This window comes from Krasilnikovia sp. M28-CT-15 (genome assembly GCF_047159595.1).
Taxonomy (GTDB): Bacteria; Actinomycetota; Actinomycetes; order Mycobacteriales; family Micromonosporaceae; genus Actinoplanes.
In genome coordinates, this window is sequence record NZ_BAAGAK010000001.1 from 5,705,148 (window position 1) to 5,728,911 (window position 23,764).

Annotated in this window: 22 protein-coding genes and 2 pseudogenes; 10 read left to right on the forward strand and 14 right to left on the reverse strand. The window is 67.5% G+C overall.

Features of this window, described 5'->3' with window-relative positions; genetic code table 11:
- Window positions 1-33 precede the first annotated feature (33 nt).
- From ACMCNO_RS26145 to ACMCNO_RS26155, 3 genes are all read right to left on the reverse strand, one after another.
- Window positions 34-696 (reverse strand): hypothetical protein, encoded by a 663-nt coding sequence (locus ACMCNO_RS26145; RefSeq protein WP_412752091.1) that lies wholly within the window; start codon window positions 694-696, stop codon window positions 34-36.
- 162 nt (window positions 697-858) lie between these two features.
- Window positions 859-2,061, reverse strand: coding sequence for a hypothetical protein (locus tag ACMCNO_RS26150; protein WP_412752092.1), 1,203 nt, complete (start codon window positions 2,059-2,061; stop codon window positions 859-861).
- Window positions 2,062-2,187: 126 nt separating this feature from the next.
- Window positions 2,188-3,768 (reverse strand): AfsR/SARP family transcriptional regulator, encoded by a 1,581-nt coding sequence (locus ACMCNO_RS26155; protein WP_412752093.1) that lies wholly within the window; start codon window positions 3,766-3,768, stop codon window positions 2,188-2,190.
- 350 nt (window positions 3,769-4,118) lie between these two features.
- Here ACMCNO_RS26155 and ACMCNO_RS26160 point away from each other — a divergent pair, with 350 nt between their 5' ends.
- Window positions 4,119-4,532 (forward strand): PPOX class F420-dependent oxidoreductase, encoded by a 414-nt coding sequence (locus ACMCNO_RS26160; RefSeq protein ID WP_412753814.1) that lies wholly within the window; start codon window positions 4,119-4,121, stop codon window positions 4,530-4,532.
- A gap of 442 nt (window positions 4,533-4,974) precedes the next feature.
- Entirely contained in the window at window positions 4,975-6,183 is a 1,209-nt protein-coding gene (locus ACMCNO_RS26165; RefSeq protein WP_412752094.1) for a lanthionine synthetase LanC family protein, read from the forward strand.
- 337 nt (window positions 6,184-6,520) lie between these two features.
- Here the strand turns inward: ACMCNO_RS26165 and ACMCNO_RS26170 are convergent, their stop codons facing one another.
- A complete protein-coding gene (locus ACMCNO_RS26170; RefSeq protein ID WP_412752095.1) occupies window positions 6,521-6,718 on the reverse strand; it encodes a hypothetical protein in 198 nt (65 codons plus the stop codon).
- Window positions 6,719-6,733: 15 nt separating this feature from the next.
- A complete protein-coding gene (locus ACMCNO_RS26175; protein WP_412752096.1) occupies window positions 6,734-7,273 on the reverse strand; it encodes a hypothetical protein in 540 nt (179 codons plus the stop codon).
- 270 nt (window positions 7,274-7,543) lie between these two features.
- On the opposite strand from ACMCNO_RS26175, the gene ACMCNO_RS26180 reads away from it, so the two are divergent.
- Window positions 7,544-8,839, forward strand: a complete 1,296-nt coding sequence (locus ACMCNO_RS26180; RefSeq protein WP_412752097.1) for a WD40 repeat domain-containing protein — start codon at window positions 7,544-7,546, stop codon at window positions 8,837-8,839.
- Between the two features lie 147 nt (window positions 8,840-8,986).
- Here ACMCNO_RS26180 and ACMCNO_RS26185 read toward each other — a convergent pair whose 3' ends face one another.
- Window positions 8,987-10,432, reverse strand: a complete 1,446-nt coding sequence (locus ACMCNO_RS26185; RefSeq protein WP_412752098.1) for a protein kinase domain-containing protein — start codon at window positions 10,430-10,432, stop codon at window positions 8,987-8,989.
- Window positions 10,433-11,795: 1,363 nt separating this feature from the next.
- Between ACMCNO_RS26185 and ACMCNO_RS26190 the strand changes: the two genes are divergently transcribed.
- Complete coding sequence (locus ACMCNO_RS26190) at window positions 11,796-12,200, forward strand: hypothetical protein (RefSeq protein WP_412752099.1); 405 nt, start codon at window positions 11,796-11,798, stop codon at window positions 12,198-12,200.
- A gap of 95 nt (window positions 12,201-12,295) precedes the next feature.
- On the forward strand, window positions 12,296-14,122 hold the full coding sequence (locus tag ACMCNO_RS26195) for an acyl-CoA dehydrogenase (RefSeq protein ID WP_412752100.1): 1,827 nt from the start codon (window positions 12,296-12,298) through the stop codon (window positions 14,120-14,122).
- Window positions 14,123-14,310: 188 nt separating this feature from the next.
- Here the strand turns inward: ACMCNO_RS26195 and ACMCNO_RS26200 are convergent, their stop codons facing one another.
- From ACMCNO_RS26200 to ACMCNO_RS26225, 6 genes are all read right to left on the reverse strand, one after another.
- Window positions 14,311-14,676: a transposase gene (locus ACMCNO_RS26200; protein WP_412753815.1), complete on the reverse strand. Its 366-nt coding sequence runs from the start codon at window positions 14,674-14,676 to the stop codon at window positions 14,311-14,313.
- Window positions 14,673-14,837: a hypothetical protein gene (locus ACMCNO_RS26205; RefSeq protein WP_412752101.1), complete on the reverse strand. Its 165-nt coding sequence runs from the start codon at window positions 14,835-14,837 to the stop codon at window positions 14,673-14,675. Before ACMCNO_RS26205 ends, ACMCNO_RS26200 begins: the two co-directional genes overlap by 4 nt.
- Window positions 14,838-15,045: 208 nt before the next feature.
- Window positions 15,046-15,318, reverse strand: coding sequence for a Hint domain-containing protein (locus ACMCNO_RS26210; protein ID WP_412752102.1), 273 nt, complete (start codon window positions 15,316-15,318; stop codon window positions 15,046-15,048).
- A gap of 219 nt (window positions 15,319-15,537) precedes the next feature.
- Complete coding sequence (locus ACMCNO_RS26215) at window positions 15,538-16,059, reverse strand: Imm1 family immunity protein (RefSeq protein WP_412752103.1); 522 nt, start codon at window positions 16,057-16,059, stop codon at window positions 15,538-15,540.
- Between the two features lie 197 nt (window positions 16,060-16,256).
- A complete protein-coding gene (locus ACMCNO_RS26220; RefSeq protein ID WP_412752104.1) occupies window positions 16,257-16,466 on the reverse strand; it encodes a hypothetical protein in 210 nt (69 codons plus the stop codon).
- A 47-nt stretch (window positions 16,467-16,513) separates the two neighbouring features.
- Window positions 16,514-17,821 carry a WXG100 family type VII secretion target gene (locus tag ACMCNO_RS26225; RefSeq protein ID WP_412752105.1) on the reverse strand — a complete coding sequence of 436 codons (1,308 nt, stop codon included), beginning with the start codon at window positions 17,819-17,821 and terminating at the stop codon, window positions 16,514-16,516.
- A gap of 275 nt (window positions 17,822-18,096) precedes the next feature.
- Here ACMCNO_RS26225 and ACMCNO_RS26230 point away from each other — a divergent pair, with 275 nt between their 5' ends.
- Both ACMCNO_RS26230 and ACMCNO_RS26235 read left to right on the forward strand, forming a co-directional pair.
- Window positions 18,097-18,576 carry a hypothetical protein gene (locus ACMCNO_RS26230; RefSeq protein ID WP_412752106.1) on the forward strand — a complete coding sequence of 160 codons (480 nt, stop codon included), beginning with the start codon at window positions 18,097-18,099 and terminating at the stop codon, window positions 18,574-18,576.
- Between the two features lie 220 nt (window positions 18,577-18,796).
- Window positions 18,797-19,246: a hypothetical protein gene (locus ACMCNO_RS26235; RefSeq protein WP_412752107.1), complete on the forward strand. Its 450-nt coding sequence runs from the start codon at window positions 18,797-18,799 to the stop codon at window positions 19,244-19,246.
- A gap of 261 nt (window positions 19,247-19,507) precedes the next feature.
- Here the strand turns inward: ACMCNO_RS26235 and ACMCNO_RS26240 are convergent.
- A pseudogene (locus ACMCNO_RS26240) lies at window positions 19,508-19,761 on the reverse strand (tyrosine-type recombinase/integrase); the annotation flags it as partial.
- Window positions 19,762-19,902: 141 nt separating this feature from the next.
- Here ACMCNO_RS26240 and ACMCNO_RS26245 point away from each other — a divergent pair.
- Window positions 19,903-20,328 carry a hypothetical protein gene (locus ACMCNO_RS26245; protein ID WP_412752108.1) on the forward strand — a complete coding sequence of 142 codons (426 nt, stop codon included), beginning with the start codon at window positions 19,903-19,905 and terminating at the stop codon, window positions 20,326-20,328.
- A 95-nt stretch (window positions 20,329-20,423) separates the two neighbouring features.
- On the opposite strand, the gene ACMCNO_RS26250 is transcribed toward ACMCNO_RS26245, so the two are convergent.
- Window positions 20,424-21,020, reverse strand: a complete 597-nt coding sequence (locus ACMCNO_RS26250) for a hypothetical protein (protein ID WP_412752109.1) — start codon at window positions 21,018-21,020, stop codon at window positions 20,424-20,426.
- Between the two features lie 43 nt (window positions 21,021-21,063).
- On the opposite strand from ACMCNO_RS26250, the gene ACMCNO_RS26255 reads away from it, so the two are divergent.
- Complete coding sequence (locus ACMCNO_RS26255) at window positions 21,064-21,243, forward strand: hypothetical protein (protein WP_412752110.1); 180 nt, start codon at window positions 21,064-21,066, stop codon at window positions 21,241-21,243.
- Between the two features lie 597 nt (window positions 21,244-21,840).
- Window positions 21,841-22,971 (forward strand): annotated as a pseudogene (locus ACMCNO_RS26260) (IS3 family transposase).
- The last annotated feature ends 793 nt before the right edge of the window (window positions 22,972-23,764 follow it).

Genomic DNA, 23,764 nt, shown 5'->3' on the forward strand with positions numbered 1-23,764 from the left:
GATCCGGTGGACAACGCGCGTAACGGCCCAGCGTCACGCCGGCACGAGAGACGCGAGCATGTCCCGCACTATGGCCGGCGCCACGGCCTCCACCTTCATCACCGCATCCTTGCTCTCCAGGTCCTTGGGCATGAGCCAGACCGACAAGATGGCATTGCCCGAGCGCGCCAGCAGCCAGCTCCCCGGGTCCGGGAAGTAGCCCCCGGGCAAGCTCGTCTGGATGAACGTCTGCTCACCGACACCCTTCACAGGGGTGGTCATGTACTCGGCCTTGGCCTGCCAAATTTCGTCGGCCACGGACTGCTCGGCCGGAACGATGAGTTCCAGGGTGACCTTGCCCACCAGGTCCTTGCCGGGCTCCCGGAATCGCCGAGAGGCGGGCCACGAACAGATGATGGTGAAGTGCACGCGGTCGCTTTCCACCGACTTGCGGACATCGGCGTCGCCGTAGGCCCCCGCCGCGCGGGCTTCCTTGCTCTTCAGGACGGGACAGGTGAGACCGTCGCTTCTCCAATGGTGGGTCACCGGCGGCACCGAACGTGATGGCCGCGGCAGAACCCTACGGATGGCGCTCAACGACGGCTGAGCGCGCTCATCAGAGCTGAGCGACACGAAAACGGCCCAGCCAGCCACCGCGAGCACGATGCCGACGACGACCAGCCGCAAGATCCTCATGAGCTGAGTGTTGCCGATCATTGCCACTCGCTGCGGAGCAACCCGCTCGTTGCACCATGCGGCCGCACAAGGCCACCACGGGGCGGCACGACTCCCTCGAGGAACGGGTTGCGGCCCGTGCTGCCCCCGGATTCGCAGTAGTGGGATCCTGCCTGGCCCCAGCATCGGTCGAGGCCACCGCACTCAGGGGGTCTGGCTGTACACGTCGTTGATGATCTTCTGGATCAGCTCCTTGCCCGCCGGCGGCGAGCCGCCCCACACGCCGACCTGCCAGCGCAGCTTCGCGCCCGCGCTGTCACCGAAGAAGTGGCTGACGTCCAGGGTGTAGCGGCCCTTGGCGTCGCGGGCGGTCTCCACGTACCAGGTCCGGCCGTCCTTGCCGGCGCGGGCGTTGCGGGGTGCGTCGAACCAGTCGGTATTCATCTTGGTGCGCTCGGCCGGGGTGCAGGTGGTCGGGCACGGCCGCAGCATGATGTTCATCCGCTGCCCGCTGCCCGGGTTGCCCTCGTCGATGCACACCCACGCCTTGGCCTGGGGAATGTCCACCTTGCCGCCGAGGCAACCCCAGCTCGCGCCGGTGCGGAACACGAACGGCATATCGTTCAGGTCCATCGTGTACGTCTTGTCGGCCGGCCCGAACGTCGGCCCGACCAGGCTGCGGGCCGGTACCGGCTTGAGTGTCGGCTTGCCCGGCTCGGGCGATCTGGGTGTCGTCGGGTCGGAGCCGAACGGTCCGGAGCCGAACGGTCCGGCCGACGGTGGCGCCGTCACGGACGGTTGCGGGGGCAGCCACGGGGCGAAGGACGGCGTCGGGGGCCGCGACGCGGCGCGGCGGTGCGGGGCGGAATCGGCGAGCCGCAGCGCCACGACGACCCCGCTGCCGGCGACGACGACCACCCCGGCCAGGACACAGAGCAGGATCATGACCCCGGGCAACCATCGGGCGGTGGTCGCCGCGGAAACCGGCGCCGGCGGCTGCCATCCCGCCGCGGCCCACGGCGCCGGGGCCGGGGCCGACCACGGCTGCGCCGGCCAGGGCTGACCCGCGCCGGGCTGGGGCGGGGGCGGGGGCGGGGGCGGCGGGATGGTCGGGGTGGGCAGCTCGACCAGCAGAGCGTCGAGCCAGGGACCGGACGCCTCGTGGCGTACCGCGGCCCAGGGTCGCCCGGCGGCTAGGTCGGCGGCCAGGATCTCGACGCTGCCCGACGGGGCCGCGTACGCGTTGTCCCGGTTGACGGCCGCTGTGAATGCGGCCGCTACGGCCGGGTCGGCCGCACCGGCGGGCGAGAGCATCGCGACGCACACCGCGGCGCCGGCCGCGTTCACGCCCGTGAACACCTCCAACGCCGCGTCCTGTCGCACCGAGTGCAGGCCGGCGTAAGGCATCTGTGGTTGATCATGGCGGCTGCTCACGCCGCGGGAGGCTACCCGAGGGCAGCCGACAGGCGCAGCCCCGTGTTCCGGCAAATGGGTTGAGTCGCCACAACTACCCCCCGTCTGATGGTCAGAGGCTCAGTGGACGGTGCCTTGCGGGAGTGTGGATAGCCGCTGGTGGAGACGGTTGATCAGTTCCGTGGCGCCGGTGTGGTCTCCGGTCGCTCGCAGGAGGTCGGCGGCTTGGTGGTGGAGGGGTTCGTTGTAGGGGTCGACGGCGATGGCGTGGTGCAGCCAGGTGAGTGCGTCCGCGGGTTCGGCGTGGTGGGCGAGGGTGCTGTAGGCGTCGATGAGGCTGCGGCGGATTTGCTCGCGGATTGGGGTGAGCCAGGGCCAGGTTCGTCCGGCGGCGAGTTCGCCGGGGTACATGTCGATGAGGTTCCGGCAGGCGCGCTGTTGGGCGGTGGTGCCGACGGCGTGGGTCATCGCCTGGATGGTGGTGTGCCAGTGCTGGAGGTCGGTGGTGATCGCGTGGGTGTTGAGCTGGTAGCGGTCGTCGTGCCGGGTGATGGGGTCTTCTCCGAGGAGTGGGCGGAGATGTTGACGTAGGTCGGTGAGGGTGGTGTGGAGTCGTTGGGTGATCGTGGCGGCGGGTAGGTCGGGCCATACGGCGTGGATCAGGTCGCCGCGGGTGGCGCCGTCGTGGTGGACGGCGAGGTAGGCGAGGGCCTGCAGGCCGGCGGTGCGGCGCAGTGGGACCGGGTCGCCGTGGACGGTGAGCTGGCAGTCGCCGAGCACGGTGAGGTGTCCTGCGGTAATTCCCTGTCCTGGCTGGGGACCGGTCGTCGGGCCGGGGCAGGGTGACGGCTGCGGCTCTGCAGCGGCAGCGGCAGCGGTTTCCGGTCGGGCGGAGACGAGGGTAAGTAGGTCGGCTGCCGCGTGCGGGTCGAGACTGCAGAGTCGTCGCGGCTCGCTGAGGTCGGTCCCGGTGGCGGTGCCGTCGGCGGTGACGTGCCATCGGTGGCTGGTGGCAGGGTCGTAGCCGAGCACAATCACCGTGGCAGGGCCGTTGCGGAGACCGATTCGTTCCTGTACGCCGGCCGGGTCTTGGACAACGTCGGCGGCATCGGCGGAGCGTGGCACCGCCGGGTTTCCTGTCGGGCTGTCGGGGCCGGGGCTGAAACCTGCGGCGATGAGCTGTTTGGGGTCGTAGTCGTGGAGCAGGGTGCGCAGGTCACCGGGTCGTATGGAGACCGTGGGTACCGAGGTATGGCGGGTGGCATCGGTGAGGACGGCGGTGACCAGAAGCCCGCGGGCGGCTGCGGCGGCGCCGGGTCCGGTGAGTGACAGGATCCCCTCAGGTAGACGCTCTGCGGCCAGGGGCGGCGGTGTGCGGTCGCGGCGGGTGGATTCGGCGCCGACGGCGGTGGTGACGGTGTGGATGGTGCCCGGCAGAGGTTGCAGGTCGGGGTCGGTGTCGTGGCCGCGCGGACGGTGGGGGTCGGGCCGGTAATGGCGCCGGCGCTGCAGCCACGCCTGCGCCGCCAGAGCCCTGATCACCGCGGCGGTGTGGTAGGGAATCCAACCGCCGCCCGGCAGCGTGATGCCGGCAGGGCGGGAGTGCGGCGGGTGGTACGCGCCGTGGTCGGACCCCGCCGGGTCGGCCGGTTGTGGCGTCGCCGGCCCCGACGAGTTGCGCCCAGGGTTGCCCGTCGACATCGCGCAACGTGCTGGCCCGCACGTGCACCCGGTGCAGCAGGAGATCGTCGGGCAGGTCCGGGTGGTCCAGCCATCTCAGCCGGGTCGATACCCGCTCACCCAGCGACCACCGGGTGTCGCGGGGAGCGGTGGGGAGCAAGACCGGCCAGAGCATCACTGCATCGTGTCATTCACCCTGATCACCGCGGCGGCCGGATCACGCCGAGGAAGCCCTGGCGCGCTGCCCGTACCCTTCCTGATGACCGACCCCTCGGGAGTGGACATGGGCTTGTCCGGCGCTCGAACTGAGAACATCCGCCTGCGGCAACGGAACGGACATGGTGTCGCGCTCGGCGATCTACGCTCGGCCCATGTCAACTCACAAGCCTCTGCCGCAGCCCGTGGTTGATCTTCTCCGGCAGCCGAATCCCGCGGTCATGGCCACGGTCGCCGCTGACGGCAGTCCGGTCACCGTGGCCACCTGGTATCTGCTCGAAGACGACGGCCGTGTGCTGCTGGGCCTCGACGCGAAGCGGGCGCGGCTCAAGCACCTGCGCGCGGACCCGCGGGTCTCGCTGACCGTGCTGGCGCAGGACAACTGGGGCACCCACGTCAGCATGCAAGGCCGGGTCGTCTCCATCGCCGATGACGTGGGCTTGCGGGATATCGACCGGCTGTCGCGGCATTACGACGGTGAGCCGTACGCCAATCGTGAACGTCCTCGGGTGAGCGTCCAGGTCGAGATCGAACGCTGGCATGTATGGGGCGAGCGCTTCATGCACTGAGCCTGTTCTCGAAGGGCATTCGGTAGCTGCGGGTGATCCAGTACTGGGTGATGCGGTGTCGTCGACCACCGCGCGGATCCGCTAGCTGAGTACCAGACCGGCCGCCAACGCGTGCGACAGCAGCACGTTCCAGGGCAGCCCGCAGGATGGAGTCGAGGTCGAGGTGGTGGCTGGCCCAGGTGAGGATCTAACCGATGCCGATGCCGATGCCGACGGCGTCGAGGTGCAGGCACGCCGCGCAGGTTTCTCCGCAGGCGGGTGGTCGGCTCGCATGCACCACATCCGCACCGAACGGTTTCCGAACCCTTAACAGCGCCGACTCACATGCCGGATCCAGCATCGACCGTGCCGACCTGTTCGGCCACGAGTGGGAGCAGATTGGGAGCACGCAGCAAGCCCGTCGTTCTGTAAGCGTCCGCTCTCCCGAACGACCTCTGGCACCATGAGCAGCGTGATGAACGACATTGCCCGGCAGGCATTCGCGTGGGTCGAGTCGGTGGCTTCGCCAGTCGAGGGCGGCCTGGGCTGGCAGGAAGACGGCCAGATTGTCGACTTCCTCTACAGCGGCAGCGCCGGGATCCTGCTCGGCTGCGCCGAGGCCACCGCAGCAGGCCTCACCGGTCTCGACACACTTGCACAAGGTGCCCTGGACCGGCTGACCTTTCTCGTACGCTGCGCGCCCAGCTCGCCGACGATGGAGGACGACGGCCTGTTCACCGGCTGGGCCGGCGCCGTGGTGGCGCTGCGGGCCTGGGCCGCGGTCACTGGCGACGTCGACGCCCGGTCGGCCGCCGCCGAGCTATCCGGGCAGGTCGCCGATCGCATTCGACGCCGTACCGCAGACCCCGGCCGCTACACCGACATCGTGGCGGGCGATGCCGGGATGCTGCTCGCGCTTTTGCCCGACGATGCCACCGCGGACGTCTGCAGCACCCTCGCCGACGACCTCGCCGCGCTCGCCGAGGATCGTCCGGACGGGCTGCACTGGCGGATGCAGGCCGAGTGGGAATGGCTCATGCCCGGGTTCTCCCATGGCACCGCTGGAGCAGCCTACGCGCTCGCAGCCGCCGGAAAGACACTGTGCCGGACCGATCTGATCGACATCGCCGTGCGCGCCGGGGAGGGCTTGGTCGCCCTGGGTGACCAGCCGCAGGGCTGGGCCCTGCCGCTATCGATCCCGCCACGCCCCGACCGACCATCGGTCAATTTCGGGTGGTGCCATGGCCCGGCCGGGACGATACGGCTGTTCCTCCTGCTCGACGAGATCGCCCCCCGACCGCGCTGGCGTACGGCCGCCGACGCCTGCCTGCAGGCGCTGCGCGACAGCCGGCTGCCCGAGCGGCTGTACCCCGGCTACTGGGACAACGTCGCCCGCTGCTGCGGCACCGCGGGCGTGGGACAGTTGCTGCTCGATCGGTACCGGGCGACCGGCGATCCATCGATGCTCGCCTGGAGTTCGTCGCTCGCCGAGGATGTGATCGCCCGCCGAATCCCGGTGCCGGCCGGGCTGGCGTGGTCGAACACCGAGCACACCGCCACCCCACCCGAACTGCCGCCGCACCCCGGCTTCATGCAAGGCGCAGCCGGCATAGCCGGCTGGCTCGCCCGGCTCGCCGCGCCGGAGACGACCCCGGTGGTGCCGTGGATCTGAAGCGATCCGCAATGGATCGAAGCTTCTCGGGTGTTCGTTGTACCTACCGGAACGCAGTTCATGACCGCCAGCTGGCTACCCAGCCTGGCCTCGCGAGTCCAACCACATCGGCATGCAGAGCATGGTTCCCGCGCAGAGTCCCGGCGCCTCCAACTCCACCACAGGCGCTACCGGTGTGCCACCGAGGCGAACGAGGATGGCTTGCCAAGACCACTTCCGCGGACCGACTGGCGGGTCTGCTTGCTCGGAGTGCCGATTCCATCGGAGCGCGAGTCTGCAGTGGGAAGCCGTCACAGCACGAAGGCGCGGCCCGGTGGGCCGCGCCTTCGCTGACGGGTCACGAGGCGGTGGGACGGGCCGGGGGAACTACGGCCGCGACTCCGGCGGTGGTGAGGGTGACGATGGCGCCTAGGGCGATCGGGGCCACTTCGGGGTTGATGATGGCCACGACGGCTACGGCGAGGTCGCTTACCGCAGTGCACACGAGCACCGCGACGGCACTGCGGGTCTGGTGGATGAAGGTGCGGCTGGGCATGTCGACTCCTCGGTCTCAGCGTGCTGAGGTTTGGTAGGTGATCACGACCTGGGGCGCATCCTCGAGCAGCCGGGTCGAGTGGCTGACCGGGGCCGGGGGCGGCGGCGCGAACCGGAGCCGTTCGAGTTCGGCCAGGGTCTCCGCGGCTTCGGCGCGAAGGGTCGGGTCGGGGTCATGCTCTGCGAGGTGGCCGACGGTACGCCGGACTCGGTCGGATGTTCCGAGCCGGAGGGAGACTATTTGCAGTATGTTCCGGCGCAACGTTGTATCTGGCTCTCGCTCGAGCCGGTGGAGAATGGCCTTCGTGGCCTCCGACTCCTCGAAATAGCCTTGAAGCAGCCAGCCCAGGCACTGCCAAAGGGTCGAGATGTCGCTTTCGTTCTTGAGTCGGTCGATCAGCAGATTCACCATGGGCTGGGCCTCCATGTGGTAGACGAGCATCTTCAGTGCCCGCAACCGGTTCTCCGGATCTTGGTGTTGCTTCACGACTCGCACCAGGTCGGCGAGAACGATCTTCGAGGCGGTACCAGGCATCTCGGGTGGCGACCTGTCCATCTCCGTACCTCCTCGTCCAGGGGTGATGTCCACAATGGTGGCGAACCTCAGCGGCGTTTTTTGATCAACCCGAGGACTGCATCAAGGTCGAGAGACAGGGCTCAAGGTTCAACGATCTTGAACGATTTTGTGTCAGATTTTGACACCTCCCCGTTCCGGTGGGTCCCTGACAGACTGAGACGCCATTGAACGCCGACCCGGATGGTGCCAGTGCCCCAGTTCAGCCCTGTGCCGCTGCCCCCAGGCCCGGCTGCAGACCTCTTCTCGTACGTGCAGCACCTCTATCTGCAAGCTGGCCAGCCAAGCTTTCGCGAACTCGCCCGCGTTCTGGATTGCAGCTACACGACGGCGAACAGCGCAATTCGTGGCACCCGGCTTCCAACCTGGAAACTGCAGGTGGAGATCGGCAGGCACCTGGGCGCCGACGAGGCCAAGCTCCACAGTCTGTGGATCGCGGCCCGGCAGGCGGCGAATGAGGCAGGGGAATCGGACAGGATCCCGCTGGCGGAGCGCCTAGAGTCCGCGCACCGCAGCGCGCTCGATCTGCTCGGCATGGTCCGGGCGATGCGCGTGGCCCCGAAATTCGACCTGTCCAAACCGATCATGCTGGCCGAGGTGCCGCGGGCACACAAGGGCAAGATCAATGCGATCTTGTTCCGTCCTGGCTCGCAGACCCGGGCGACGGTCGGCGAGGACGGCATGCTGCGCTTGTGGGGCGGGGACGACGTACGTGCGCCGTCCTTGGAAATTGAGGCCCACGACGGAGCTATCTACGGCGCGGCGTTCAACCGGCGCGGCGACCTGATCGCGACGGCCGCATCGGACCGCACGGTCCGGCTGTGGAGCGTCAAGGACGGGACTCCAGCGGCCGCACCGCTGGAGCACGATCGATCCGTGCGCGATGTGGCCTTCGGGCCGAGCGGCGATCTCCTGGTGAGTGTCAGCTCCGACGGCACCACGCGGATGTGGGATTCGCTCGCTGGCACCGTCGTTGACCGGCCTTTCCAGCGCCGCAACCGGCCCTTGCTCTGCGCGGCGGCCTCAATGGACGGCACACTGATCGCGGTCGGTGGCGCGGACGGCGCCATCGATCTGTGGAACAGCAAGACCGCGGAGGCGCCCGTCCGCCTGCAGGCGCACACCGACCAGATCAAGACGCTGGCGTTCCATCCGCAGGAGCCCCGGCTCGCATCCTCGGGCATGGACCGCACCGTCATGCTGTGGGACACGGACGACGGACAGAAAGTCGACAGCTACGGTGCTCAGCACGACGGCAGCATCTACTCACTCGGATTCAGTCCCGATGGTGTGCTGCTCGTCAGCGCCGGCTACGACGGACACATCCGGGGGCTGCCCACAGGGACAATGACACCAGCGACCGAGATCGCCAGAGTCCGCGCCTCGGTGCGAAGCATCGCGTTCAGCCCCGACGGCACGACCCTAGCCGCCGCCACGGCGGACGGGTCGATCCTGAGCTGCGCTAGCGCGCGGCCCACAGTGTCCGGTGCGGAGTTGGAAGACGTACAGGCAGCGCTGGAGGAACTTACCTCCCTAACCCGGTGCTAACCCGGACCTGATGAGACGTCCGATGCTAGGTAACGGAAGCTCATGGTCCAGGGCGCGGCACCTCTCTGACACCACCGCCTTGACAAATTGGTGCCGTTGGCGAGACAGTCCCGACCCTGAATCCTGAACGCCATTGAAAGGGCGTTGTCACGGCCGGTGCGTGCAAGCCTCTTCTGACGTGTCGCGCTTCTCGGCGGCGGTTACCGCCCCGACCGTGAAGCAGTAGTTTTCGGTCTTGCTAAGACCGTAGACTTCGTACCTTGCGCTTCCTGCAGGAAGCTGCTGAAAGTCCCGCAGTTCGTGCCCAGTACGGCCGCCGGAGATGATGACAGGGCCTTCGCCGGCTATCGGAGCGTCCCAGGTGAGGAGCAGCGTGTCCCCTTTGTCGGTCACGCGGACGTTCGTGGGTGCCTCGGACGTCGGCGGCTGACTTGGTACAGCCGTACTCGGTGCCGGATGAAGGCTCTCCTGCACCGATGGCTGGCGTGCATCGGGGCCAGCCGCGTTCGGCCGCTGTGTCCCACGTCCGGGCCAGCCGTTGATCGTCCCGACAACGACGGCTGCGGTCAGCGTGAGCGCTCCGGTCGCCGCGGCGGCGGCCCTCCTACCGATGTGGCGAGGACGGATGTGACGCTGGGCGCGTGCGCGGGATGCAGCCCGGCTAACAGGGCTGTCGGCACGGGATTGGCCTACCAGCATGTCGAGTAGCTCTGTGGCGGTAGGCCGGTCGTCGGGATCTTTCGCCAATGCCCGCTCGACGGCTTGGCGCAACGGGCCGGTGAGTTCACCGAGTTCGGGGTGGGCGGTCAGAATCCGCGCGGCCGTCGCCATGGGCGAGTCGGCGGCGAATGGGTTCCGCCCTGTGCCGGCGTACGCCACGACCGCGCCCCAGGCAAACACGTCGACCGCAGGTGTGATCGGGCGGTCCGGCCCGTCGAGTCGTTCGGGCGCCATGTAGGCGACTGTGCCGACCATGTGACCGGTGCGCGTATGTTCGCTGGTGGACTCCAGCGCTCGGGCGATACCGAAGTCGATCACCTTCGGTGAGCCGAGCGCGAACAGCACGTTGGCCGGCTTTAGGTCTCGGTGGATGACACCCGCACCATGAATAGCCGCGAGGGCGGTAGCGACGCCGACCGCGACACTGTGGAGGGCACCGTCTACGAGCGGGCCCTGTTCCTTCACAACTTCAGCCAGGCTGGGTCCGTCGACGTATTCGACAACCAAGTACGGGGTGCGATGGCTTTCATCGGCGTCGAGTACCGCAGCTGTGCAGAACGGTGGCACCTGACGAGCCCTGGTGACCTCGCTGCGGAATCTCGCCCGGAACTCGTCCACTGCCGCGAACTCGGGACGGATAACCTTCACGGCTACGATCCGGCCGTCCGGATCGCGAGCCTGATATACCGCGCCCATGCCGCCCTCACCGAGCAGCCTCAGTAGGCGGTACCGTCCTAAATGGCGTGGATCATCTCGACGTAGCGGCATGACCGGCATTCCGCAGACACCCTCCAGAAGCGACCGTCGAACGGCGGCCTCGCCACCCGACAGGATACCCACGCCAGGCGTTTGGTCCAGGGCGACGTACGCCATAACGCCACGTCCAGCTCGACGGCCGTGCCGTGCACGTCCACCTGCTTGGTTGGGGCCATTGCCATTGCTCCGCGAACGTCCGCGGGTTAGCGCGAAGTACCTGCCGGCGACAAACCGGCAGCCGCCAGCACCGCCATGTTGACCCGTAAGGGGGAAGGTGCCGTATTCAGGCAGCGACGGAACCGTGCCGCGCACCGGGGCACCCACACAGCGCGCGCCGTACTGACGCCAATTTGTCTGAGCTTGATCGGTTTCCATGGATATCGACCAACCTCCGCCAAGCCATCTCACCGACGGGAAGCCCCACAAGTCCTCGCGGTGAGCACAGACGGGCCTTGACCCACAAGCACGAGCTCACTGCCCGAATCATCCCGGCCAGCCAGTATGGGAAAGGTACGTGGAGAACCACACACCCCTGTCGCATGGCGGTTGTTCCACATCCACGGCCCTGGCCTGGATACCCTCATCCAGGTCACCGTCGGCCCGCAGCCTTAACCCTTGGTAGCCGCCGTAGCTCGCCTCTACACGCGGATGTGGACGGCGGGTTTCACCGCGACTTGGGGACCTGCCTACCGGATCCGGCATCGACGATGCCGGATCGTTCGGCTGCGGGCGGGGGCAGATTGGGAGCACCAGCCCGCTCCCAACGGCCCTGAACAGCGCTCAACCACCCTCACCTGCTCAGGACCATGGCAGGGCCATCGCGAAGCGCAACCGCTGCTGCTGCGCAGGAAAGGGCAGGTCGCCGCAGAGTCGCAGGGCAGTGGTGGTCTCGAGCATTGGTTGACACGGAAGAGGTCACTGGTTCGATCCCAGTATCGCCCACCAGAGTTTCACCTGCTCAACGGCTCGTTACCGGATCTTCGGTAACGAGCCGTTCTCGTTGTGTCACTCACAGTGGGAGCAGATTGGGAGAACAAGAGCGCTGCTGAATGGCAACCGACTTAACCCACCGAGAGCTCCCATGAAAGGCCGACCACCTACGGACTCGGCAGCGTGCAGCCGGCGTGCTTCTCCGGATGGCGGAGCAGGGGGTCGGTGCCATCTGCCAGCCCGACCTCGGCGCTCGACCCCCGTCGCCCTCCGGTTCGTCCCATCGGGACATCAGCGCTAGCCGGGCCTGCTCGTGCTGCGTGCGTGCGGAGGCGGTTGACATCACGGCTGCTCATCGCGAATTCGGCGTTGGGACCGCGGGTCGTGACGCATCGGGTATCCGGCGAGCGTTGCCCAGTCAGTGCGTCGAAGGTCGCTCCGGTCAGTGCCAGGGCTCGGTGGTGAGTACGTCAAGGATCATGATCGGTACGTCGCGCCGAGCGCCACTGTCGGATAAAGCAAGTGCTTTGCACCTTTCAGCGTCCGCGACATGCGCCGTCGGCTCAACCTGTTCAATCGTGCCGACGTCTGCGATATGTCGTCTGTTCGGAAGCCGCTCATGTTTGCCCGGCCTGGGATCATGGTTCGGCCGAGCGGCAAGCTGTCGCTTCAGATCAACTCGATGTCGTCTGAAGTCAATTTTGATGGGGTCGCCCTGCTGCAGAATTGCAGCGGAGTGGCGACTCCACTGACCTACTTGTTTGAGGCGCGCCGCCCGAACGAGGCCGTGTACGCGCCAGCGACTCAGGCCGCCTTGGCCAGTGAAGGGAGACCTCGCCATGACAAGAACCGCCTCGAGACGGCGATGACACCGCCATGCTCCGCGAGCATCGAGGCGGTGACCAGGTTCGAGGACGACGACGCGCCACAACGCTCCGTCGGAGGCCATCGCTGATCTGATGCCACGCCTGCTGCACCTGTCGACGACCTTCACCGGATGCTAGAAGCACCTCCACACATCCCGCCGCACCGTCCCACGAAGGATCAGCCATGACCACGACCACACACACGGGCGGGAACCACACGTCAGCACGGGAGTTCATGTCGCGGCGCGACATCGACTTCCTCCTCCACGAGTGGCTCGACACCGATGCGCTTCTCGCCCGGCCGCGCTTCGCCGCCCACGACCGTGACACCGTCGATGCCGTGCTCGGCCTCGCCGAGCAGGTGGCGGTGCGCGAGTTCGCCCCCCACAACCGCGCAGCCGATCTCGCCGAGCCGCGATGGGACGGCCAGCAGGTCGAGGTGATCCCCGAGGTCGGGGCAGCGCTGAAGGTCTTCGCCGAGGCGGGCTTCTTCGGGGCTCCGCTTCCCGGGGAGGTCGGCGGCATGGACCTGCCGCTGTCGGTCTACGGCGCCTGCATGTCCTGGTTCCACGCCGCCAACGCCGGCACTACCGGATACGCGCTGCTCACCGTCGGTGCGGCCAACCTGCTGCGCGCCTACGGCACCGCGGATCAGGTGCGCCGCTACGTCAGGCCTCTGGCCGAGGGACGCTTCTTCGGCACCATGGCGCTCTCCGAGCCCCATGCCGGGTCGAACCTCGCCGACCTCACCACGAGGGCGGAGGCGCAGGAGGACGGCACGTATCGCCTCTTCGGCCGCAAGATGTGGATCTCTGGCGGCGACCACGAGCTGGCCGAGAACATCGTCCATCTCGTGCTCGCGCGCACCGCCGACGCGCCCGCTGGCACACGGGGCGTCTCACTGTTCCTGGTCCCGAAGCACCTCCTCGACGACGACGGCAACCCCGGGGAGCGCAACGACGTCACGCTGGCCGGCATCAACCACAAGATGGGCTTCCGTGGCACCGTCAACACCGCACCCGTCTTCGGAGACGGCGCGTACACGCCGGGCGGGCGGCCGGGCGCAGTCGGCTACCTGATCGGCGAGGAGCACCGCGGCCTCGCGGCGATGTTCGGCATGATGAACGAAGCCCGGATCGGGGTTGGCCTGTGCGCGACCGCCTTGGGCTACGCCGGCTACCTGGAGTCGCTGACCTACGCGCGCGAGCGTCTGCAGGGCCGCCCCGTCGGCGCTCCCCAGACCGGCAGGCAGGTCGCACTGGTCGAGCATCCCGACGTACGCCGCATGCTGCTGGCCCAGAAGGCTTATGCAGAAGGGGCTCTCGCGCTCAACCTGTTCGCCTCCCGACTCGTCGACGACGCCGCCTCGCTCGATGGGGAGGAGGCAGCGGAGGCCGCACGCCTCCTCGGCGTCCTCACTCCGGTGGTGAAGAGCTGGCCCGCGCAGTGGTGCCTGGCCGCCAACGACCTCGCGATCCAGGTGCTCGGTGGCGCGGGCTACACCCGCGACTTCAACGTCGAGCAGCGCTACCGTGACAACCGGCTCAACCCCATCCACGAGGGCACCCATGGTATCCAGGCCATGGACCTCCTCGGCCGCAAGGTGCTGCTCGACGGAGGCCTTGGTCTCGGCATCCTACTGGCGCGCATCACCAGGACCGCTGACCGCGCTCGCCTCGTGGACGCCACCGGCGTTGCCTACGCCGAGCAGCTGGTGACTGTCGCCGAACGGCTCGCCACCGTCACCGCGTCCCTCGGCGGGCTCGGCGATCCGGCGGCGATCCTCGCCGACGCCACCGCCTACCTCGAGGCGACCGGGCACCTCGTTGTTGCCTGGCTCTGGCTGGAGCAATGGCTTGCCGCCAACGGCCAGCCGGGAGCCTTCTACGACGGAAAGCGCGCGGCGACGCACTACTTCTTCACCCGCGAGCTCCCCAAGGTCGCCCCCATGCTCGACCTACTCGCTGCGGCCGACCGGTTCACCCTCGACCTCGACCCCCGCTGCCTCTGAGGCCATCCGCCATGACCCGACCGGTGGGGATCGTGCTGCTGCCCGGCCTACTCAGGCCGATGCCTACGCGATCGCGAGGTCACCTGACGCACCGAGGCTCGCCGGAACGGCGCGGCACCACGAGTAGGGAGCCGGTTCGGGTATGGGCAGTACCTCGATGTGGGAACAGGGGAAATCACGTGGAGCCCTCACGTGCGTCCGCGGCTGCGGGCAGGGTGAATGCGAGCACGCCGAGCCGTTCGGTGCCGTTGAGCAGCGGCAGCCACAGCCGCCCTCCGGCTCGCCGTAGGCGGTGGGCCTTCTGATCGGACGGCTGCGGGATCGTGGCCCCTCCCACGCCTGCGCAGCCACTCGCGGATCGCCCGAGACGAGTACGCCTTGTCCGCGAGCACCCGCTCCTGGCGCCGCCGAGACCGTCCAGGTCCGCGGCGAGGCACCGAGATGGCGTCCATGACCCCGGCGAACTGGGGTGCGTCACCGGCCTGCCCGGCGGTGACGAGCAGGCTCGTCGGCCGGCACCGCGACTCTGTAGCGAGGTCGACCTTGGTGCTCAGGCCGCCGCGGGACCGGCCGAGGCAGTGGTCGGCCGGCTCGTACCGTCGTGGTCTTGTCCCGGCCGCAGCCCGGCAGCGTGCTGATAGGCCCGCACCACGGTCGAGTCCACCGCCACCGCCAGCCAGTCCAGCTCACCGGCCGCGTCGCTGTCGGCCTGCACCGCGGTCAGCACCTTCTGCCAGGTGTCATCGGGCGACCGTCGCTTGGCACAGCCAAGAAGGGCGCAGCTGTACTCGCCAGCCTGACGACATCATTCGAACCGTTGCTCGAAGCACTCGGGACCGCCTGATGAGACTCAGTCAAAGCTGGCGATCGCCTCCACGAACCCGGGGGCGGCAGCGGTACCCGCGAAGCTCTTGACGTCTGGACTACGACCGGGCCCGCTCGTTGCCGCGCTCGAGGTCCTTGGCCTTGGACCACTCCTTCGTGGTTTTCTTCCGGAAGGGGTGGTTCTGCGTCGTGCGGATGACCGTGGCGCGGCGGTTGCGGTCCTTGACCGTGACGTCCGAGAACTCGTGGTCGGTGCTGCGGTGTTGCAGTTCGACACGCTCTGGCTTCGCCAGACCAGTCTTCAGGTCCAGCGCCAGAACCTCGTCGCCGGCGTTGACGTCTTTGATCGAGCGCTGCGTGCGGTCTGCCATCAACAACCTTGGTGTCCGGCTGGGCGCCAGCGATCTTCGGTCGCTGGACCGGTTACCGTGGCCGGTCGCGGCGTTCGGCTCCGCGCCGTGCTAATCGGGTCCGGGCATGGCAGGCAGGGCACCTCGTCGGTGTCCTAGATGGCCTTTTCGGCCTGCGACGGCGCGGCGGGCAGCAGCCTGACTCTGGTGGCGCCGCCCGTGGGTCTCCTCGGGATGGAACTATGGACTCTCGTCGATCCGGTGTCCGTCCATCCAGCCTCGAACCCAGCCAATTGATTGTGGGCGGTCGCCGGTTCCGGTGCGGCAGAACTCCTCAAGAGCGGCGCGCACCTGAGGCACTGGAAGAGCACTCCTAGGATCATGGAATGTCGGATTCCAGGGATCCGACACAACGCGAGGGTCGAGGTTGGGCGGCTTCGGATTGTTAGACACCCAGATGTGATCATAGATCCCACCTTTTCTGGCAAATTTCTTAGAAACGTGCCAGATTAGGGCACCATAGCCGGTAGACGGGTTTACGGCCACGGCAAGTTCGTTGTAAGGATATTCATCGCCACTTGTGTGGCGCCGATCAGAGATCATAAATCGCGCGTCCTCGCCTGCCGTTGGAAACTGCATCGAGTCGACGGTAACGATGCCTTCCGGCTCAGAATTCTCGATCACTTCAGTAATCAATTCACATATCTCTGATTCGTTTTCTGCATAGTGCCACTTATTGTGAATCAAAGCGTTAACAATCATCCTATTTCTCCCGGGGGTTAGGGCGCCGCAACACCAGCCAGTGTCACGGGCTCGAGTGATCCTGGATACCAGATGCGGACTTGGTAGCCGCGGGGGAGGATCGCCCTGATGGCCCTTTCGCCACCACCTCGGGGATCACCGATCCACGGACGTCTCCAAGAGTCCGGGGTGATTCGCCGGGGCTGATGCGTGACTTGTCAACTGGCGCGTCGTCGCATTGATCGGTACAACAGCCACAGCGCCAGCGCAACCGGTGTCAGTAACGCCGCGAGCAGGATCCCGAACAACATTCCGTAGCCGTGCGGATCGAAGGACAATCCGATGATGCTGCGCACCGCCACACCGACGAGCAGCACGATCACCATGGCGGTGCTGGCGAACGCGCCGAGCACGAGTCGCCGCAGCACTGTCCGCAGGGTGGTTGTGCGGCCGCTGCTTTCGGGCGAGTTCATCATCAGTCTGGGTCGGGAGTGCAGACGGTCAGGAAGGACTTCTGGTTCTCGCGTTGGACCTCCGCCGCGTCCATCCAGCCGCGCTGGCCGAACAGATAGCTCCCGGACGGGTGCTGGGCCGACTCGCGCAGCACCTGGGCGACATCGACTCTGGCACCCCACGCCTTCGGGCCGTCAACCGAGAAGTTGAGCCAGCCTGCCTTGGTCCAGTCGTAGTCCGTCGGCAGCCGTTGCTGGATCTGGAGAGGACCACCGGTGTCCGGGGGAGATCCCCCGGCGGTTTTCAGCAGGTCCATGCGCTCCACCGGCACCCCTGGCAGTGGGGCGGTCCACGCCTGCTCCGCGCTCTCCTTGGTGCCGGCGTCGAAGATCAACCTCATGCCGGTAACGCCCTCGCACGGGGTGCCCGTCCACAGTTTCAGGACGCCGTTGTCGACACGGAACCCGGCCGCCGGTGGCAGCGACGGCGCGAACTGCGCCTTGGTGTCGCACGCCGCGGTCACCGCCGCCACGAGTAGGGCAGCGCACGCAACGCGCAACCATCTAGCGATATCCGCCATCGGAAAGTCCCGCGCCTTCCTCGGTTTCGTTGCCGCCGGTGGCCTGCTCCCACAGATAGGAGGCGAGGAAGCCCGTATAGCCTTCGCGCGCCCATTGCTGGGAGTGGCGCTCCTCGTGGTGCAGTAGTCGGTCCGTGTCGAGTGCACCTGGTACGGGCCGTCATCGCCCTCGTACCACGCGTGGCCCGACTTCGCCGCCTGTCGAAGCTGTTCCGCCGGGTCCTCCGGGTCGTCGATGTTCATCATGAACGTGTCGCCATAGGTCGTTCCGCCGTTCTGGCTGAATACGTCCGGGATGAGGTTCCCGCCCAAGCCCACATCATGCCGTTCGGGGTGGTCACCAACCGCCCCCCGTTGCGGTGCACGAATCCCACATCCTCGCTGTAGCTCCACGAGTTCTCCCGTTGCCGGTCGGTGATTCGGCGCAATTCCTCGGATCCGTACGGGGTCGGTGGGAAGTCGGTCGTTGGCGATCCGGGGCTTCAGGGCGGCCACGTCGTCCGACGCGCTGTGCAGGGCGCGTTCGACGGCCGACAGCTCCGCGATCAGGATCTCGGCCTTGTTCCGCGTGTCTCCCAGCGAACTGCGTGCGCCCTCGCCTGCGGGGCCGCGCCAATCGGGCAGTCTCCCGGCCACGTCGAGCTCGTCCTGCAGCCCCATGAGCTTCTCCTGTCGGCCGCGCAGGTTGGTGGCCGACGTCTCGATCGCCTCAGCGTCCCATTTGCGGACGTCGTCGTAGCTGACAGTCATCCCCCGAGAGCTCCCGGGCCGCCGCGCGGCCGCTCTGTCGGCCGGTCGCGCCTTTGGCCTGGCGGCCACGGCGCGAGCCGGCAGCCGCCCACCGCGACACCGGCGGACACGCCGAAGCCCCGGCGTCCTCAACAACGAGGCGACCGAGGCTTCGGGTGGACCGGACGACTATTGGCCGGCGCCCCGCAACCGTTCAGGTGCCGTTTCGTGATGCCGGCCTCGCCGATCATGAAACACGGATGCGGTGGCATTGACGCCTCCCTAACAATGTCGGCGTGACCGTCTTCCTCTGCGCGAAGTGCAGCACCGAGCTGACTCCGAATCTCATCCGACTTCACTACGTTCCTGAGGTCGCGGACGACTTCGGTCGCACGAGGAGGGGCCAGCACCTGGCAGCCTCGACCATCCCTCAGGGGAACTACGCCATCGAGCCCGAGCCGTGGGGAGCACCCTTCGTCCATTCGCCAGACGGGAACCCCGTGCCGTGCCAGCCGCGCGGGCTGCCCTGCGGAAGCCGCGACGGATACCTCATCTCCGCCGGGCCGCGGAACACGGTGGTCATCCATCCTGACGACGCGCCGTTGCTCCAGCCTCTGCCGGGCTTCAAGAACAGCAATGGATGCTGCGGGCCGGACGGAATGCAGGGACCCAACCGGGCCTGTCCCTGCGGGACGGCGCTGGCGACCCTTGCCGCCGATTGCGAGGGGCCGTATGAACTGCACCTCGACCCCGTACGAGTGTTTCCGCTGGACTGATCCATCTCGGCCGCCACCCGCTCCAGGCGCCTGCAGCCTGATCTGGGACCGGCCTCCGGCGGCCAGAGCTTCCAGCCCTGGACCCGGGCGACTCCGGGTTGGCAAGGCCGGTCGGCGCCCCGGCGCACACCAGAGGCAACCAGACCGCGCCCGGCCGAGCGACGCTTGCGCGACGGGATGCCGACTCGAACGATCGAATGGCAGCAGTACAGTTCCCGCCGTGACTCTCGTGATCGATGAGGGCAGCCGCCAGGTACGGCAATTTGTCTGCCCGTGTTGCAACACCCAGGCCGACCGAACCTGGGCCAACATCTACGACGGCACCACGGCACTGGCCGTCTACTACGCCAGTTGCTACCACCACAACGGCGTGCACGAGGCATGGATCGACGCCATCCTCGGCACCTGGGGCGGCAACCAGTTCGACGATCACATCACCTTCGGATGCCGCGTCGGACCCGTCATCGGTTCGCCGGCACCCGCCGCGACACTGGTCAACGGCGGCGCTGCCGCGCCCGACGGTCCGATCTTCGGCCAGAAGCTCAGCCGCGAGGAGGGGCTGACCCACCCCCGACTCGCCGAGTTCTGGAAGGTCGTCGACACGATCCTCGAACACGACGAGCTCGTGCGCCGCCACGTCTACGAGACCGGCATCCGCAACGGCGAGTAGCGCGCTGATCGTGTGCCCGCTCAGATCCGGCGTTGGGAGAAATCTGGGAGAAGTCTTGCGAAACGGCGTTTCAGGGACTCCCCCAGACCAACGAGCACCGACGCCCTGACCAGCGCATATAGCAAGACCTGCAGGTGGCGGATTGACCTTGACCAATTTTGACACGGAAGCGGTCACTGGTTCGGTTCCGGTATCGCGGACCAGCTCGGAGGCCATGTTCAATTGACGAACATGGTCTTTTTGCTGCCCGTTCAGCAGCGGTCACCGATCGAGGCTCTCCCCCAACTTCTTGAGCGCTTCCCGCGTCGACTTCGATGACACCTGCGTAAATCTCATCGTGATCGAGAACCGGGCGTGCCGCAGGATCGTCATCGCCACCCGGGGATGCACGTCGAGATCCGCCAGCAGTGATCCACAGGTGCGCCGGGCGTCGTGCACGGTGATCTTCCGAATGCCCGCCTTGGCGCACCGGGCGTCCCAGGAGCGGTTGAAGTGCGCGGGTCGATCGGCGTGCCGAACGCCGACCTCGGCCGGGTCGAACCCGAGCCGCGCGTCCGGGTGCTCGCCGGGGTTGGTGGTGGGTGTTGCCCACGGCCAGAAGGCTGGTGTCGCGGAGACGGTCACGGGATCACCGCCGTCGCTGTGATGATGCCTGGGTGTGGCAGGCTGGCCGGGTGTGGATCTACTCGCGGGCGCTGACCCGGTTCGACGCCGTGGCCTGGGATGTCATCGCCGGGCGCTTCGAGGAGTACACGACCGGCAGTCCGAAGTACCGGTTCATGTGCGAGGTGGTGGACAGCATCCGGTCGTGCGCCGCGGACCGGCTGGCGGGTTTCACCTCGATGCATGATCTGGCCGTCACCACGACTCCGGTGCCGGTGCGGGGGCCGGTCGACGTGATCTGGGTCCGGCCGCAGCCAGCCGCTACCGCCGTCACCGCCGGCAGTCCTGAGGTGCTGATCGAGCACTGTGCGGCCTCGGGCCTCGACGAGCGGATCGTGCGGCCCGGCAATGACGCGGTACGCCTGTTCTGGCGCTTCGCCATCGAGAAGTACGGAGTACACCCCAACCACGAGGGCTGACCCGAAACGGCCACGCCGCGGGTGGGCGGGTGTCTCGGCGTTCTCCCCCACACCCACCGTGGTGGTGGGTGTGAGGGGCAGCGTCGAGCTACTCATCAGGCGTTGACTCCCACAGCGTTGCCGTTGTGCGGCTTTGTGGTGGCCGCGGGCGGATTGGTAGCGAGTTGGGTGAGGATGTCGGCGGCGTCGGTGGTGGGGACGCGCAGCCGGACGGCGAGTTGGTGGGAGCTGATCGGTTCGCCGTGGGTGTCGTGGTGTGAGGCGGCGAGGGTGCGGGCGTTGGCCAGCAGCGGCGCCGGGAACGTCCTCACAACCGGGGCGGCCGGGGCCGTCGCCGTGTCCGTGCCGGAGTCGGCCGTGATGGTCGGTGCGAGTGCCGGGTTGGTCTTGTCGGCGGGTGTCCGGGCGGTTGTCTTCGTCGCCGGGGTGCTCGTGGCGATTGGGGCGGTGGCCCGGGTCTGAGGTGTTGCGGCGGCCGACTGATCCTCGGGGCGCGTGGTGTCGGGTGACGGGGCGCGGGAGGTGGCCGGCGTTTCAGCCGTGACCGGGTCGGTGGTGGGCCGGGTGGTGGTGGCGGTGAAGACGAGCTTGGACAGGCCGAGGAAGGCCAGCGCGGGCAGCGCGGAGACCACCCAGCCGGACGGGCCGGGTTTGGCGACGGCAAGCTGCGCGGTCAGAGAGCTCGACCGCATCGCCAAAGACATTGTGTTGCGCAACCTCCGCGCTGCACTGCGAATGCGACGCGCCGACCTCGCCGCCGAACTACGCCGCCTCGGCGACGTCTGGCAGGAGGTCCACTCGCTGACCCTCTACCAGCGGCCTGAGCTTGCCGCCACCAAGAAGGACGTGGCCAACTTCGGCGCCAAGGGCTTTGCCAGCGTCACCTACGAGAACATCGGCTTCGCCAAGTCCTGACCGGCTGCACCACTGCTCGCGCCGCGCGGAGGTCCTTCTCCGCGCGGCGCGAGCCGTTCCACGGCAACCTCGGCGAACCTCTCCGGAACCGAGGGCAGAGGTCCATCAGTCAGCCTGATGGAGGTCGTTGACTTCGTCACGAGCGAAAACAGATTGGGCTGCTGCACCGGTGTCGCGGCGTGGCGCGGTCCATTCCGGACCCGGAGGATGGGCGTCAGCGTGTGAACGCAGTTGCTCGGCCCCACCGGCCCCAACACCAGCATCCGCGTACCCGACGCCGGATCAGCCCCGATCACGCGCGTCAGCGGCAGAAGCCGAAGGCCGGGTCGCCGTTCGCCTGTCCTGCTCGCCCACGCACGAGCCGCGCATCACCCGCGGTCCGAAACGTGAACGGTGTTCTGCGTCTTCGGTCAATAGCTCTCGGCGGCCGGCCAGCGGTCACCAGTAGTGGGTGTCTAAAGGAGAGTGCGTGTTTGAAAGAGGCGTCATTCGGGCGTGCTGTACATGCCTCGGGTCTGCTGACTGGGTCCCCGTGGAGTGGTCCACCGGTTGTGAGAGTCCGATGCCCCATGATGGGGCGGGAGGACGGATCACGAAATGGGTACGCGTCGACGGCACACGCCGGAGCAGGTCATTCGGAAGCTGCGCGAGGGCGAGAAGTTGATCGGGCAGGGCAGTGGCCTGGCCGAGGTGTGTAAGCAGCTGGAGATTTCCGAGCCGACCTGGCATCGGTGGGTGGCGCAGTACGGCGGGATGAAGGCCGATGATGCCAAACGGCTCAAGGAGTTAGAGCGGGAGAACACCCGACTGAAGAAGATCGTCGCGGATCAGCTGCTGGACAGAGACATGCTCAAGGAGCTGAACAAGGGAAACTGGTGAGCCCGGACCGTCGCCGCCGCGCCGTGACGGTGCTGCGGGATCGGTTCCGGGTGTCTGAACGCCGCGCCTGTCGGTTGGTCGGTCAGCACCGCTCGGCACAGCGCCGGGCACCGGCACCGGCCCGCGACGGCGAGATGCCGCTGCGGGCCAGGCTACGGCAGACATCCGCGCAGTATCCGCGGTGGGGGTGGCGTAAGACGCATGCGATCGCCGCCCGGGAAGGGCTGGTCCTCAACCGGAAGCGCACCCGCCTGTTGTGGATCGAGCTGGGGCTCAAGCGTCCGGCCCGGGTCCGTAGGAAACGGCGGTGTGGCCCGGCGCGGCATCAGCGGATGCGGGCCCAGGTCCCGGACCAGATGTGGGCCCTCGACTTCCAGGTCGATGTCACTGCCGACGGCCGGCAGGTCCGCTTCCTGAACGTCATTGACGAGTACACCCGCGAAGCCCCTCGCCACTCGGGCGGCCCGCTCGTTCACCGCGGACGCTACGGTGGCCGTGCTCGACCGGCTCGTCGGGCATCTGGGCCGCCGGCCGCAGCATGTGCGGATGGACAACGGTCCCGAAATGACTGCGCACGCGCTGGTCGACTGGTGCCGGTTCACCGGCGTCGACCCGGCTTACATCGATCCCGGCTCGCCCTGGCAGAACGGCGTCTGCGAATCATTCAACTGCCGGTTCCGCGACGAGTTCCTGGCCTGCGAGCAGTTCGACACCCTGCTCGAGATCCAGGTCCTGGCCGAGGACTGGCACATCGAGTACAACAGCTACAGACCACACGGCTCCCTGAACGGGCTCACCCCCGAAGCGTTCCGGGCCGCGTGGATCACCAACCAGAACCGACTCTCATAGCCGGTGGACCACCAACCGGGGCCCAGTCACTGGGCATCGCCGCGATCTACGTCTGGGCGGCGCAAGTAGCCCAAGGCTTCCGGCCCCCACGCGTCCGCGAGAGCCCGGACCCGTGGGGCTGGACTCGGGGCGCCTACGGGGCGCCGGGGCGTCCACGGGGCGCCGGACGACGACCAAAGTCCACGAACGACGGCCATCAACGATGGTCCATCGCACCAGGCTACGGCCTTGGTCGTGGCGGCGACCTGGTGGGCGGCGGACGAGTCGGCCTGTACGCCGGATTCAGATCTCGATCACGACATCATCGCGCGTTGCATCCTTCGGTTCAGACGTCGGTGGTGAGGCGTTGGCGTGAAGGGGCGCCTCGATACCATTTCGTGACCCTCACTACTGAATATGCATTGATCTGCAGCAACTGGCAAACACGACACGTGGTGACCCAGCTGTATTCGCAGGTACCCGAGGCAAGTGGCGGAGTTGTGATCAGATAGTGCGAGTCCCGAATCTTCCATAATCGAATTGGCCCTGCGCGTAGGCTCGCGGCCATGCGAACCAGCTCCCTGGCCCCGATCTTCCGGAACCGATGGCGCCAGAGGTCGTGTCGCCAAGTGGCGCTCGTGCCTGCTCAGCCACCTATCCCGACGGACTTGCATTCGGTAGCCGCACTTTCGCAAACACCATGGCGGACGAGCGGTACTGACAAGTGAAGGCCACGAACGACGGCGTTTAGCAGTCCGCTCGCGCGGCGCGGTTGTCCCTGCTCGAAACCTGATCCCCATCAATCGAGGCGCCA